The 14,573-nt window shown below is 69.3% G+C and carries 9 protein-coding genes; 8 read left to right on the top strand and 1 reads right to left on the bottom strand.

Translation table 11 applies throughout. The annotated features are described in order from the left end of the window. The first annotated feature begins 37 nt into the window (after positions 1-37). From ACFWPQ_RS25360 to ACFWPQ_RS25325, 8 genes are all read left to right on the top strand, one after another. Entirely contained in the window at positions 38-1,996 is a 1,959-nt protein-coding gene (locus ACFWPQ_RS25360; RefSeq protein WP_384038958.1) for a glycoside hydrolase family 127 protein, read from the top strand. A gap of 58 nt (positions 1,997-2,054) precedes the next feature. Next, positions 2,055-3,269, top strand: a complete 1,215-nt coding sequence (locus ACFWPQ_RS25355) for an extracellular solute-binding protein (RefSeq protein WP_384038955.1) — start codon at positions 2,055-2,057, stop codon at positions 3,267-3,269. Between the two features lie 6 nt (positions 3,270-3,275). Beyond that, entirely contained in the window at positions 3,276-4,235 is a 960-nt protein-coding gene (locus tag ACFWPQ_RS25350; RefSeq protein ID WP_384038952.1) for a carbohydrate ABC transporter permease, read from the top strand. Beyond that, complete coding sequence (locus ACFWPQ_RS25345) at positions 4,232-5,041, top strand: carbohydrate ABC transporter permease (protein ID WP_384038947.1); 810 nt, start codon at positions 4,232-4,234, stop codon at positions 5,039-5,041. The genes ACFWPQ_RS25350 and ACFWPQ_RS25345 overlap by 4 nt, the downstream gene beginning before the upstream one ends. 38 nt (positions 5,042-5,079) lie before the next feature. After that, positions 5,080-6,813, top strand: a complete 1,734-nt coding sequence (locus ACFWPQ_RS25340; protein WP_384038944.1) for an RICIN domain-containing protein — start codon at positions 5,080-5,082, stop codon at positions 6,811-6,813. 222 nt (positions 6,814-7,035) lie between these two features. Next, positions 7,036-8,580: a serine/threonine-protein kinase gene (locus tag ACFWPQ_RS25335; RefSeq protein ID WP_384038942.1), complete on the top strand. Its 1,545-nt coding sequence runs from the start codon at positions 7,036-7,038 to the stop codon at positions 8,578-8,580. Positions 8,581-8,621: 41 nt separating this feature from the next. Next, positions 8,622-9,587: a pirin family protein gene (locus ACFWPQ_RS25330; protein ID WP_384038939.1), complete on the top strand. Its 966-nt coding sequence runs from the start codon at positions 8,622-8,624 to the stop codon at positions 9,585-9,587. 2,584 nt (positions 9,588-12,171) lie between these two features. Then, positions 12,172-13,185: an NAD-dependent epimerase/dehydratase family protein gene (locus ACFWPQ_RS25325; RefSeq protein WP_384038936.1), complete on the top strand. Its 1,014-nt coding sequence runs from the start codon at positions 12,172-12,174 to the stop codon at positions 13,183-13,185. A 1-nt stretch (position 13,186) separates the two neighbouring features. Here the strand turns inward: ACFWPQ_RS25325 and ACFWPQ_RS25320 are convergent, their stop codons facing one another. Continuing rightward, complete coding sequence (locus ACFWPQ_RS25320) at positions 13,187-14,512, bottom strand: DNA-binding protein (protein ID WP_384038933.1); 1,326 nt, start codon at positions 14,510-14,512, stop codon at positions 13,187-13,189. Between the last annotated feature and the right edge of the window lie 61 nt (positions 14,513-14,573).

Genomic DNA, 14,573 nt, shown 5'->3' with positions numbered 1-14,573 from the left:
TGTCCAGGCACCCCGCCCCTCCCCACCTCGGAGAGCCATGCCCCGCACCCCCTCCGCCCTGCCCTCCCCCGTCGGCCCGGTCCGCCTCACCCCCGACGCCCGCACCGCGCTGCGCCCGGCGGCCGTCACCGTCGACGGCGGTTTCTGGCACGACCGTCGCGCGACCAACGCCCGCGTCTCCCTCCCCCAGGGCCCGGACCTGCTGGAGTCCGCCGGAAACCTGCACAACCTGCGGCTCGCGGCCGGCACCGCCGACGGCGCGTTCCAGGGCGCGTACCCGTTCGTCGACACGGACGTCTACAAGTGGCTGGAGGCGGCCTCCTGGCACCTGGCCCGCGACACCGGCGAAGGCACCGACGAAACAGGCGAAGGCACCGACGAAGCACTGGCCGCCGACGTGGCGCGGATCATCGACCTGGTGGCCGCGGCCCAGCAGCCCGACGGCTATCTCAACACCTGGTTCCAGCTGGTCAAGGGCGGCGAGCGCTACCAGGACCTGCGCTGGGGACACGAGCTGTACTGCGCCGGTCATCTGATCCAGGCCGCCGTGGCCCACCACCGGGCCACCGGCCGCACCGAACTCCTCGACGTGGCACGGAGGTTCGCCGACCACATCGACTCCGTGTTCGGCCTCCCCGACAGCGGCAGGCCGATCGACGGCATCGACGGCCACCCGGAGGTGGAGACGGCCCTGGTGGAGCTGTACCGGGAGACCGGCGACCGCCGCTGCCTGGACCTGGCGGGCTACTTCGTCGACCGGCACGGCCACGGCCTGCTCGGCGGCGAGGCCTACTGCCAGGACCGGGTCCCGCTGCGCGAGGCGACGAACGTCGAGGGCCACGCCGTACGGCAGTTGTACCTGCTGGCGGCCGCCGCGGACCTGGCGGCGGAGACCGGTGACGCCGAACTTCGCTCGGCCTGCGAGCGGCTGTGGCACGCCATGACGACCACCAAGACCCACCTCACCGGCGGGCTCGGCGCGCACCACGACCAGGAGGACTTCGGCGATCCCTACGAACTCCCCAACGAGCGTGCCTACTGCGAGACCTGTGCCGCGATCGCCTCCGTCCAGTGGAGCTGGCGCATGGCCCTGCTCACCGGCGAGGCCCGCTACTCCGACCTGATCGAACGCACCCTCTACAACGGCTTCCTGGCGGGGGTCTCACTGGACGGCGAGCGCTGGCTGTACGTCAACCCGCTCCAGGTCCGCGACGGCCACACCGACACCGGCGGCGACCAGTCGGCCCGCCGCACCCGCTGGTTCCGCTGCGCCTGCTGCCCGCCCAACGTGATGCGGCTGCTGGCGAGTCTGGAGCACTATCTGGCGTCGGGCGACGAACAGGGCCTGCAGATCCACCAGTTCGTCACCGGGACGTACACGACCGACCGGGTCCGGGTGCGCGCCGAGACGGACTACCCCTGGCACGGCACGATCGCGTTCACCGTCGAGGAGACCCCGGCCCCGGCCGACGGCCCCTGGACGCTTTCGCTGCGCATCCCGCAGTGGTGCCGGGAGTTCCGGGTGCGGTGCGGGGAGGAGACGTACGACCCCGTGGCGGACGACGGCTGGCTGCGGCTGTCGCGGACCTGGACGCCGGGCGACCGGGTGGTCCTGGAGCTCTCGATGGAACCCAGGCTCACCGCCGCCGACCCGCGGGTGGACGCCGTACGCGGCTGTGTGGCGATCGAGCGCGGGCCGCTCGTGCACTGCCTGGAGCAGGTCGACCATCCGGGCGGCGGCCTCGACGACATCGTCCTCGACCCGTCCCGTCCGCTCGCCGTGAAGCACCGCCCGGACCTGCTCGGCGGTGTCACCACCGTGGTGGCCGCGGGCCGGCGGCGCGGCATCCCCGACCGGGGCTGGTGGCCGTACGCCTCCGCCCCCGACGTTCCCTCGGAACCCGACGGCGAGCCGGTCGAGTTGACCGCGATCCCGTACCACGTCTGGGCCAACCGCGAGGACGGCAGCATGCGCGTCTGGCTCCCCACCACCTGAGACACCCCCCGTTCTACGACAACGAGGTCACCCCGTGATACCCACCCGCCGTACCCTCATGGCCCTCACCACGGCCGCCCTTCTCCCACTCACCGCCTGCGGTGGCGGTTCCGGCTCCTCGGGATCGTCGTCCTCGGCCGGCGGGACCTACACCTTCTGGGACCCGTACCCGCAGTTCGACGCCTCCTCGGACTGGGGCAGGCAGGTCACCGCGTGCGGCAGCGCGGCCGGGGTGAAGCTCAAGCGCACCGCGTACGACACCACCGACCTGGGCAACAAGGCGCTGCTGGCCGCGCAGCAGGGCAACGCGCCGGACGTGATGCTGGTCGACAACCCGGTGGTCTCCACGCTGGTGGAGGCGGGGATCCTCAACAAGACGAGCGACCTCGGCCTGGACACCTCGTCGATCCAGCAGAACATCATCGGCGCCGGCACGATCGACGGCGCCTCCTACGGCGTCCCGATCGGCGCCAACACCCTCGCGCTCTACTACAACAAGAAGGTCCTCTCCGCAGCCGGCGTCGACCCGGCCTCCGTCAAGGACTGGGCGTCGCTCACGGCCGCGCTGAAGAAGGTCAGGGCGGCCGGGAAGAAGGGGATCACCTTCTCTGCGATCAACACCGAGGAGGGCAGCTTCCAGTTCCTGCCGTGGTTCTGGGGTGCTGGCGGCGACCTGACAGAGCTCGACTCCGCCAAGGGAGTTGCCGCGCTGTCGCTGTGGAAGCAGTGGGTGGACGCGGGGTACGCGCCGAAGGACGTGCTGCAGAACACCCAGACCACCAGCTGGCAGGAGTTCGCGACCGGGGAGTACGCGTTCGGTGAGAACGGCACCTGGCAGCTCGGCAACGCCGACAAGGCCGGGTTCGGCTACGGCGTCATCAACATCCCGGCGCAGAACGGCGGTTCGGCGCCGGTGCCGACGGGCGGCGAGTTCGTCACCGTGCCCGTGCAGAAGGACACCTCGCGCTACGACGTCAGCAAGAAGATCGTCGACTGCCTGACCAGCGCCGCCAACCTGCTGGCCACCGACACCACGCTGATGTACGTGGCGCCGACCTCCGCCGTGCAGACTCAACAGGTCGCGAAGAACGCGGAGTTGAAGCCGTGGGTGGCGGCGGTCGCGGCGGCCCGGGGCCGGACCAGCGGCGGTCTCGGCACCAAGTACCCGACCATCTCGCAGCCCCTGTGGACGGCCGTCCAGTCGGCGCTCTCCGGCGGCAAGAGCCCCCAGGACGCCCTGGCGGCCGCCCAGTCCAGCGCGCAGAAGGGCTAGACCGGCATGACCGTCGCCCGGGTCGACCGACCGCGGCGAGCACCGGCCGCCGCGGCGCGGGCGAGCGGCACCGGCGCCCGCTCCCTGCGCCGCAGGCGGCGGCTGACCGCGCTCGCGTTCGTGACCCCGCTGCTCGCCTACCTGGCCGCCTTCTACGTCTATCCGCTCTACCGCAACCTCGACCTGAGTCTGCGCGACTACACCGTGCGCTCCTTCGTGGCCGGCGACGCGCCGTTCTCCGGCTGGGACAACTTCCGCACGGTGCTGGACGATCCGACGTTCGGCCCGGCGATGCGGCACACCATGGTCTTCACCTTCGTGTCGATCGCCTTCCAGTACGCGATCGGTCTCGCCCTCGCGGTCTTCTTCAACCGGCACTTCCGGCTGTCGACCGTGCTGCGGGCACTGTTCCTGATCCCCTGGCTGCTGCCGCTGATCGTGTCGGCGTCGACCTGGTCATGGATGTTCAACAGCGAGTCGGGGGTGGTGAACTACTTCCTGCACTTCTTCGGCGTGGCCCCGGTCGGCTGGCTGACCTCGCCGGACTGGGCGCTGACCTCGGTGATCATCGCCAACATCTGGATCGGCATCCCCTTCAACCTGGTGATCCTGTACAGCGGCCTGCAGAACATCCCGGGCGAGCTGTACGAGGCGGCGGCCCTGGACGGGGCGGGCGCCTGGCAGCGGTTCCGCCGGATCACCTTCCCGCTGCTGCGCCCGGTGTCGGCGATCACCCTGCTGCTGGGGCTCGTCTACACCCTCAAGGTGTTCGACCTGATCTGGATCATGACCAAGGGCGGTCCCGGCGACGCCTCCTCCACCCTGGCCACCTGGTCGTACCAACTGGGCTTCGGCACGCTGCTGCCCAGGTTCGGTCCCGGTGCCGCCGTCGGCAACATCCTGATCCTCATCGCCCTGGCCTTCGGCCTCCTCTACGTCCGCGTCCAGAGGAGGCAGGAAGCATGAAAGCGCGCGGCCACACCCTGATCGGCCTCTGCCTCACCGCGCTGATGCTGTTCCCGGTGTACTGGATGCTCAACGTGTCCCTCACCCCGCAGCAGGACATGCGCAAGGACCCGCCGGACCTGCTCCCGCTGCACCCGACCTTCGAGGGCTACCGGGCGGTCCTCGACGACCAACTCCCCTACCTGGGAACCAGCCTGCTGATCGGGATCGGCACGGTCGTCCTCACCCTCGTGATCGCCGCCCCGGCCGGCTACGCGCTGGCGAAGCTGCGCCCGCGCGGTGGCGGTGCACTCGAACTGGCCCTCCTCATCGCGCAGATGATCCCCGGGATCGTCATGGCGATGGGCTTCTACGGCATCTTCCTGGATCTGGGTCTGCTCAACTCCTGGTGGGGACTGATCGTCGCGGACTCCACCATCGCCGTGCCCTTCGGCGTCATGATCTTCACCGCGTTCATGTCGGGCATCCCCGGCGAACTCCTCTCGGCCGCCCGGATCGACGGCGCCGGCACCTGGCGCACCTTCCGGTCGGTCGTCCTCCCGCTGAGCCGCAACGCGGTCGTCACCGTCTCGCTGTTCGGCTTCCTGTGGGCCTGGTCCGACTTCGTCTTCGCCAACACCCTCGACGGCGGCGGCAGTTGGAAGCCGATCACGCTCGGCATCTACAAGTACATCGGCAACAACAACCAGGAGTGGAACGCGATCATGGCCACCGCCGTCGTCGCGTCCGTCCCCGCGACCGTCCTCCTGATCCTCGCCCAGCGCTATGTGGCCGCGGGCGTCACCGCGGGCGCGGTCAAGGACTGACCCCTCCGACTCCCCTACGTCTTCAGGAGATCCATGCCATGAGCCGCATCCCCTTCAGAGCCGCCCTCGGTGCCACCGTCCTCACCGCCGCCGCCCTCGGCACCACGACCCCCGCCCAGGCGGCGCCCACCTCCGCCACCACCCTCGTGGTGAGCGCGAACCAGACCCTGCGTTCGGTCACGCACGTGGCCTCGGGCAGCCTCTACGGCCTGGACACCGCGAGCGTCCCCGCCGACAGCCTGGTCGAGCCCCTGAAGCCGAACACCTTCGTCCAGATGGCGCCCGGCGGCAGCCAGCTGCCCAACGGCGAGCCCAGCCCCGGCGGCGACGCCCTGACCGTGGCCCCCGAGGCGGCGAGGGCGGGCGCCAAGGTCGTCGTACGCATGCCGGACTGGTACCCCAACTTTCCCTACAAGTGGGTGAGTTGGAGCGACTGGCTGTCCGCCGTGGACAAGCAGGTCGCCTCGGTGAAGTCCTCCGGCGCCACCGACATCGCCGCATACGAGCTGTGGAACGAACCCGACTGGACCTGGGACACCTCGGCGGCCGGCAGCTTCGACTCCGGCTGGGCCACGACGTACCGGGAGGTCCGCGCCAAGGACTCCACCACCCCGGTCCAGGGTCCGAGTTACTCGGCGTGGAACCAGAGCTGGATGACCACGTTCCTCACCGACGCCAAGGCGAGCGGCACCGTGCCCGACATCGTCTCCTGGCACGAGTTGCAGGGCTCGCAGAACATCGCCGCCCATGTCGCCGCCTACCGCGCCCTGGAGACCAGTCTCGGCATCAGCCCGCGTCCGATCGCCATCGAGGAGTACGGCACCACGAGCGAGGTCGGCGTCCCCGGACCGCTGGCCGGCTATGTCGCCAAGTTCGAGCGAGCGGGGGTCCACGACGCCGAACTGGCCTTCTGGAACCACTACGGCACCCTCGGCGACACCCTCACCGACACCGGCGGCTCGCCCAACGGCGCCTACTGGCTGTACAAGTGGTACGGCGACATGTCGGGGAACATGGTGGTCACCACGCCTCCGGCGCAGACCGGCATCGACGGCTTCGCCGCCCGCAACGGCGCGGGCAACCAGATCAGCGTGGTCACCGGCGGCTGCACCGGTTCGTGTGCCGTGACCGTCAACGGGCTGTCGTCGCTGTCCGCCTTCGGCAGCACCGTGCACGTCAAGCTGGAGTACAGCCCGTCCAAGGGCCGCACGACCGCCGTCTCCGGGCCGGTCACCGTCTCGGACACCGACTACGCGGTCAGCGGCGGCTCGATCACCGTACCGGTGACGATGAACGCCTCCGACGGCTACCACCTGACCATCACCCCGAGCGGCACCGCCACCTCGCTGGCCGGCCGCTATCAGATCACCAACAGGAACAGCGGCCTCGCCCTGGACACCAGCGGCGCGGGCACCGCCCAGGGCACCGCCGTCGTCCAGGCCACCTCCACCACGGGCACCGACCAGAACTGGACGCTGGTGGCCGCCGGCAGCGGCCTCTACAAGATCCAGCAGCAGGCGAGCGGACTGCTCCTGGGCATCACCAACGCCGGCACCGGCGACGGCGGCACCGCCCTGATCTGGGGTGACAACGGCACCGCCGACCACCTCTGGCAGCTGATCCCGTCCGGCGACGGCTACTACAAGATCGCCAACTACAACAGCGGACTGCTGCTCGGGGTGACCGACATGAGCACCTCCTCGGGCGCCCGGGTCCTCCAGTGGGACGACAACGGCACCGCGGACCATCTGTGGAGACTGACCGCCCGCTGACGTACGCGGCAGTGAACCCGAGCACACCCGTGCGGGGCGACGACCGGCAATCGTTGCCCCGCACTCCCATCTCCAATTGATTCGCAGCCGAGAACACCCGGTCGACCCCGCCTTCCCAGGAGCACTGCTCCGGTGGCCGACAGATCCGAACAGGTGACCAGCAACGGGCGGTTATCGTGACCGGACTGATCGAACGCGGACAGAGCTGGCGGAGGACGGGCGGTGTCGGACGAGGGGCGGCTGGTCGCCGGGCGGTACCGGCTGACCGAACGGATCGGGCGCGGCGGCATGGGCACCGTATGGCGGGCCGAGGACGAGGTGCTGGGGCGGCAGGTCGCGCTCAAGCAGCTGCATCCCCGCCCGCACCTGTCGGACGACGAGCTGGCCACCCTCTACGAACGCACCCGCCGCGAGGCGCGCAGCGCCGCCCGGGTCGTCCACCCCAACGTGGTCGTCGTGCACGACGTGGTGGACGACGGCGGCCGCCCCTGCATCGTCATGGAGTACGTCGCCGCGCCCACCCTCGCCGACCTCCTCGACGGCGGCCGGACGCTCCCGCCCGAGGAGGCCGCCCGGATCGGCCTCGGCATGATCGGCGCGCTGCGTGCCGCGCACGCCGCCGGTGTCCTGCACCGGGACGTCAAGCCCGGCAATGTTCTGCTCGGCCCCGGCGACCGGGTCGTGCTCACCGACTTCGGCATCGCGCTGACGGCCGGCTCGTCGACGCTCACCCAGACCGGCCAGATGGTCGGCTCGATCCCCTACATGGCCCCGGAACGGCTGCGCGGCCTGACCCCGGGCCCGGCCTCGGACCTGTGGTCGCTGGGGGCCACGCTCTACCGGACGGTGGAGGGCCGGCCGCCGTTCCGGCGCGACACCGCGATGGAGACGGCGTACGCCATCGTCACCGACCCCGTCGAGCCGATGAAGCACGCGGGCCCGCTGGAGCCGCTCGTCCAGCTGCTGCTCGCCAAGGACCCGGCGGACCGTCCCTCGGCCGAACAGACGGAGCGGGCACTGCTGGCGACCTGGTCAGGGGCGGTCACGGCGGGGACGGCAGCGACGGAGGCGATACGGCCCCAGCCGACGGCACCGGTGCCGGCCGGGGCACAACCCACGGCCGCCGGTACCGGTCGGCGGCGCGCCCGGCGCGGCCGGGGCGTCCTGACAGCCGGGGCGATCACCCTCATGGCGGCCGCCGCGGTCACGGCGGCCCTGGTCCTCCGGCACACCCCCGCCGAAAGGCGCCCGGCGGCGACAACAGGGACAACGGCAAGCTCGGCCCCCTCGCCCTCCCTCTCCCTCTCCCTCTCCCCCTCGCCCGTCCCCCAGGGCTACCACCTCGTCGCCGACAAGAGTCTCGGCGTCTCCTTCCCCGTCCCCGACGGCTGGACCGCCGGTACCCGCGCCACCGACGAGGTCACCTACAAGGACCCGACCGGCCTGGCCGGCGTCACCATCGGCATGGTGGAACCGGCCGGCGCGAACCCCGTCACCCACTTCGCCGACATCGAGGCCAACACCAAGGTGAACTACCCCACCTACCGCAGGCTGCGGATGCAGCGGACCGCCTTCCGCGGGCAGCCGGCCGCGATCTGGGAGTTCACCTTCCGGGGCCGGGCCCGCGTCTTCCGCGCCATCGACCTGGGCTACGGCACGGAGGGCGGCCGGGAGTACGACATCTACCTCTCGGCGCCGGACGCGAAGTGGGACACCTACCGGCCGGTCTTCGACAACCTGAGGGACGGATTCCGTACGACCGGCTGACCGCTCGGCAACGGGGACCTTCGGCCGCTAAGTTGTCCGGCATGAGCAACCTTGACCGCGCGCCCGTTCCGAGCGTGTGCGGCGGCCGCGGATTCGTCGTCGCCGAACCCGTCCGCGAGCTGCTGAGCCCCCGCCACGTGCAACTCGGCGAGTCGACCGAGGTGCGCCGGCTGCTGCCGAACCTCGGCCGTCGCATGATCGGTGCCTGGGCGTTCGTCGACCACTACGGGCCCGACGACATCGCCGACGAGCCCGGGATGCAGGTCCCGCCGCATCCGCACATGGGGCTGCAGACGGTCAGCTGGCTGCACCAGGGCGAGGTGCTGCACCGCGACTCGACCGGCAGCCTCCAGACGATCCGTCCGCGCGAGCTGGGGCTGATGACCTCGGGCCGGGCGATCAGCCACTCCGAGGAGAGCCCCAAGTCGCACGCCCGGTACCTGCACGGCGCGCAGCTGTGGGTGGCCCTCCCGGACTCCCACCGCCACACGGACCCGAGGTTCGAACACCACCCCGACCTGCCGACGGTCACGGCCCCCGGCCTGACCGCCACGGTCATCCTCGGCTCCGTCGACGGCGCGTCGTCCCCCGGTACGACGTTCACCCCCATCGTCGGCGCGGACCTGGCCCTCGCCCAGGGCGCCGACCTGCGCCTGCCCCTGGAGCCCGACTTCGAGTACGGCGTCCTGGCGATGTCCGGCGAGGTGCACGTCGACGGCGTTCCGGTGCTCCCGGGCTCGATGCTCTACCTGGGCTGCGGCCGCACCGAGCTCCCCCTGCGGGCGGAGTCGGACGCCTCGATCATGCTCCTGGGCGGCGAGCCGTTCGAGGAGGAGCTGATCATGTGGTGGAACTTCGTCGGGCGTACCCAGGACGATATCAAACAGGCTCGCGAGGACTGGATGAGCGGGTCGCGATTTGGGGAAGTGAAGGGTTACGACGGAGCACCTCTGTCTGCCCCCGAACTGCCGCCGGTGCCGCTGAAACCGCGGGGTCGAGTGCGCTGAGCAGGAACTTCACAACCTGACACACACAGCACCGGGCGAGGTGAAACACACCCCGCCCGGTTCGCACAGACAGCAAGAGCAAACCCCTGTCACACCACTCGTTCCACCGCACCTCAAGGTGCAGGTTTCGCCAGCCGTAGTCAGCTTTGATCGGACTGATGCTGACCCAATGCTGACTTTACTGACAGGTAGTCACACCGCCGGGGAGGGCACCACCCTCGCTTCGGGCGCCATGCTCACCTCGGCGTTCTCGGACTCGCACCGCGAGTCGCCTACGGACGGCTCTTCCCGCGGGCAGCGAGAATCCCCTCCCTCCGAGGAACCATGCTGACCGCAGCCCCGGTTATGGGGTCCCCACAAACGCACCACGCGCCAGTCCTGGCCCATGACACCGGGTAATCTGCGCAATTTCACAACCAGCGCCGGATCGTGCGCAGCGTCCACGCACAGCCCGAGCAACGTCCCACCCGACTCCGGCCTATGGCGAGGATGAGCCGACGCAACACTTCCGAAGCCCTGAAAATTGACCGTCCCGGCGTAAACAAACCGACATTTGCCCCAGAGTTCGTAACCTCGGCACAGTGATCGCCTCAGACGTCGGCATGTACGTCAAGTACACGGAGCCGACGCGGGGCGGGCTGGCGGTGAACATCATCGAGCGCTAAGGGAACGGGCCCGGACCAGCATTTTCAAGTCTTTCAGCGCTGTCGGGGCCTTCACTGCTTGCACGGCGGAAAGTCCCCAGGATGTCCCCGCCAAACGCCCTTCACCAGAGTTGGTCATGGGGGGCGGCACGAGCATCACGGCCCTCCTCGGGTACATCCTCACAGGCAGGGCTCAGCTCGGCGCGGGTGCGGGTGGGAGATCCGGAATGGGAATATCCCCACGGGCGCGGGGAGCAGCGTCCGGCGAATCGGCGTGCACTGTCGGGGGTGGGAACATCCCCGCGGGCCCGGGGAGCAGGGTCCGCACAGGCCGCGGCCGTGCCGGGGGTCGGGAACATCCCCGCAGGCGCGGGGATGTTCCCGAGGGTGAATCTGCCGACGTCATCGTGGATGCCCCGCTCCCCGCACCCGCGGGGATGTTCCCTGGGATTCGAAGGGGGCGCGGGGCGGCGAGCTCTGCTCCCCGCACCCGCAGGGATGTTCCCGCGGGCGTGAAGTCCATGAACGCCTCGTAGACCCGCCGGGATAGTCCCGAACTACGCGGCGTGCTCAAGCTGTCGAAGCCTATGAGGAATCGACCGTGTCGAGATTTGCATGCAAGTATGGCCCCCACGGTCAGCTTGTGGCGCGATCACTGTCTCCCTACGGACGACGGACCGGCCCCAGCCGTCCGGCCATCGGTTCCGCCTGATCCGCTGCAGTACTCCTCGCACAATTGGGGATGATCCGGCCCTGAGCATGGAGCTAACCCTTCGGTTCAGTTGCTCCCCGCCCCCACGGGGATGGATTAGGCGGACCGCACATCCATGGCTAAAGACACTGCCTCTGCTGCCCTACCTGACATCCGCCGCCGTGTCAGCGAGAAGCGGCCGCCCGACGCGATCGGATTGCGAGGAGATCCGAGACTCCCTCGGACCTTCTTGATCGCAAGCGCGAACAGAGATCAACCGATCGAAGCCCTTCGGGGAGCCCCCGGGAACCTCTTGGACCTTACGCGAGGCCCGTAAAGGATCAAGCGCCGGATGCCACCCTGCGTGACACAAAAGAGGGCTGGAATCACTCGCACAAACACCAACAAATGACGCATTCCGCATGTCGATCAAGACTCTGAGCTGCCACTTGTCCTCGTGTTCACATTGGTCACCCCGTCCACCGAACGCACATTTCCGTTATCATTTCGAAACTATGAGCGTTAGGGCATTTCAGTCATATAGGCACTTAGTCGACGATAGAACACTCACCCAATCGAGGCAGTATTGAGCGTGCGGGTGATCACAGGTGCGCCACTTCCCCAAACTGCCGCGTCACCCTGCCCGACCGTGTGGGCAGACGGATCCAGCCAGGCACTCTGATACTCAGAGTTACATTGAGAGCACCATTCGAACACCTGCCATCAATCCGCCCCTGAGGGAAGCTCACATCTCGTTATCCGTTGGCGCTGCGATCGATGCCTATGCAGACATCGCTTGCGTTATCACATGCAAATGCAGTTGCCAAGCGCCAGTAATCGTGGACGGGGCGTCGGCGAGCAGCATCGCCCCCCTCCTGGTCGAAGTAGTGGGACGCCGCCCGCTCGTGGGCGGGTGCCGGGCTCGGGTTCGTCCGCGATAGCGACGGCGTTGTCTGCCTCAACCTCGATCACCGGGTCGACGCTGAGGGGGAGGTCGCCGGTTGGGCTCGCACTGTCCTCGACCCGGTCGTCACCGAGAACGGCGCCACGGACAACAAACGGAGCTCCCGTGCTCCCCACGAGGTGCCCATGCGCCCTGCTAGGGCTGAGAGGAGCGATCAGTTCTCCAGGATCCCGTCCTCAACCTCCCGGCGGCGACGGCAGCCCGAAGCGCTCCACTCGCCGACGGGACAGCCGCATCGGCCAAGGCTGCTTCCCTCGACCTCCGGCTGCACGGCAGGATCAACCCATGAGACTTCTGGTCATGGGCGGGACTTGGTTCCTGGGCAAGCACATCGTGGAGGGCGCACTGGCGCGAGGGTGGGAGGTCACCACCTTCAATCGCGGGCGCTCTGGCCGCGATGTGGACGGCGTGGAGGCAATTCACGGAGACCGTACGAGCCGGGTCGACCTGACGCGCCTTGCAGCGCAGGGGGATTGGGATGCCGTCATCGACACGTCGAGTTCGGAACTGCCTCCGCGCGACGTCCTGGCGGCCGCGACCACGCTGCGGCCGGTCGCCCGCCGGTGGGTGCACATCTCGACCGTGTCCGTGTACGAGGGATGGCCCCACCAGCCGCTCACCGACGCCTCACCGCTGCTCGACTGCCCGTCGGACGCCGACGAGTCCTACGGTTACACCGGCCCGGACGGCTCGCCCACCCAGTACGGATTCCAAAAGGCCGGCGGGGAGCGCGCCGTGACCGAAGTGTTCGGCACCGCTGCGGTGTTGCTGCGCCCTGGGGTGATCCTGGGCCCGGGCGAGTATGTTGGCCGACTGCCCTGGTGGCTGGAGCGAGCCGAGCGCGGCGGCCGCATCCTCGCACCCGCCCCGGCCGAGCAGCGCATCCAACCGGTAGACGTTCGAGATGTAGCGAGGTTCGCCCTCGACCAGGCGGCGAGCTCCTCGGGAGGCGGCTTCAACGTCGCCCACCCCGAAGGCATCACCTTCCGCGGCTTCCTCGAAGCCTGCCTTGCCGAGACGGGCGGTGCCGGGGCACCGGTATGGGTCGACCCGGCGGTGCTGATCGAGCAGGGTGTGAAGCAGTGGACGGAGCTCCCCCTGTGGCGTACTCACGCGGGCGTGTGGGCCGTTGACTCCAGCCGCGCAGTGGCTGCGGGGCTTCGGTGCCGGCCGCTTGCCGACACCATCCGGGAGACGTGGCGGTGGTGGGCCGGGGACGGGCGTCCCGTGGACCACCCGCGGTGGGCCGAACACGGGATCGCCCCGGAGAAGGAGGCGAAGATCCTGGCCTCGCTGTAGGTCAGCTCTCGATCGCGAGCAACCCGATGTGCGGGCCGATGCGGTGCGGCGGGGAGACGCGGTTGAAGTCCTCGATCCGCTCCCGCAGCTCCTTGGGGACCGGAGAGCCGTGGTACTCGGGCCGATTCAAGTGCCGTCCGATGCGGGCTGTCCGGACGACGATGCCCGTCTGCCGCTTCTCCACGGGGACCTCCCACACCAGCTGCAGTGCCTCTGCCGCGCCATCCACGTCACCCGTGATGAGGCGGGCGTGGGCGAGGTCGGCGGCCGCACCTGCCCGCACATGAGCCGACTGCTCCTCACTGGGCCGCTGCGCGATGAGCTCCAGGGCGCGCCGCGCGTCGGCTTCGGCCTGCGCGGCGTCGCCGATGACCAGGGCCGTTGTGCTGGTGGACATGGCCAAGCGTTCCAGCGAGAAGGCGAACTCACCGCCCACCCCGTCGTGCAAATCGTCCCGGATGCCCGGGCCTTCCTGCGAGGACAGCAAGATCGCTTGTCGGGCTGCGGCGACATCGCCGAGATGCGCATGGGCCCGGGCCTTGATCGCGTGGTGCCGTCGGTGCGCCATGTCCCCAAGACCTCCGTAGGACAGAGCGCGGGCGGACTTCGCCACCGCCTCGGTGGCGTCGCCCGTGTGGTACGCGATGTAAGCGAGAGTGCCGTCAGCGAAGGCTTGCAGCGGTGTGAAGCGGGTTGCCTCGCCGAACACGGCGGCCGTGCGCGCCAGGCTCCGGGCACTCGGAAAGTACCCGAGGTCGAACGCGGCGACCGCGAGAAGAGCGGCGGCCTGCCCGTTCAGGATCATGAGCTGTTGCTGCTGGACGGGAACCTGTGTCCGGTCCCGTTGCCGCTCGATCGCCAGGCGCAGCCTGTCGACGCTCTCGTAGGCCTCGGCGGGCGGTATCAGGTGATACCTGCGGGCTACGGCCCCCACCTGGTCGCGTAGTTCGTCGATGGTGTTGTCGGAGATGGACGCCGAAGCTGTCGCGTCGGCGCCGCCAAGGGCTTCTTCTGCGGTCATTCGAACTCGTTCTTCCAGGTCTTTCGCGGGTGCCTGGGGATCTGTCTTCGGCGGCGGCCCAAAGAGCTGCTCAGCCGTGTAGCCGGGCCACATTGCCTCAAGAATCTGGCAGGCCTCGGGGACCGGCAGACCTTGTAACTGACCGCCCGTCCACCGTCGGAACTGCGTCTCGCCACATGTCGGACTGGCGCTGCCGTTCCCGAAGATCCGCGCACCGTGCTTGGCGAAGTCCTGTGCGAACCGGCGGTAGGTGACCTTGTCCCGGCCGCACAGCCATGCGAGCAGCGTCCTCGGCTCAGTCCTCATTCCGCCCCCAGTCTGCGAGACGCAAACGATCGGCCTACGAATCGATCCCTTCTCTGGAAAG

It is taken from the genome of Streptomyces sp. NPDC058464 (assembly GCF_042721035.1).
GTDB lineage: Bacteria > Actinomycetota > Actinomycetes > Streptomycetales > Streptomycetaceae > Streptomyces.
This window is presented reverse-complemented; position numbering and strand designations above follow the sequence as displayed.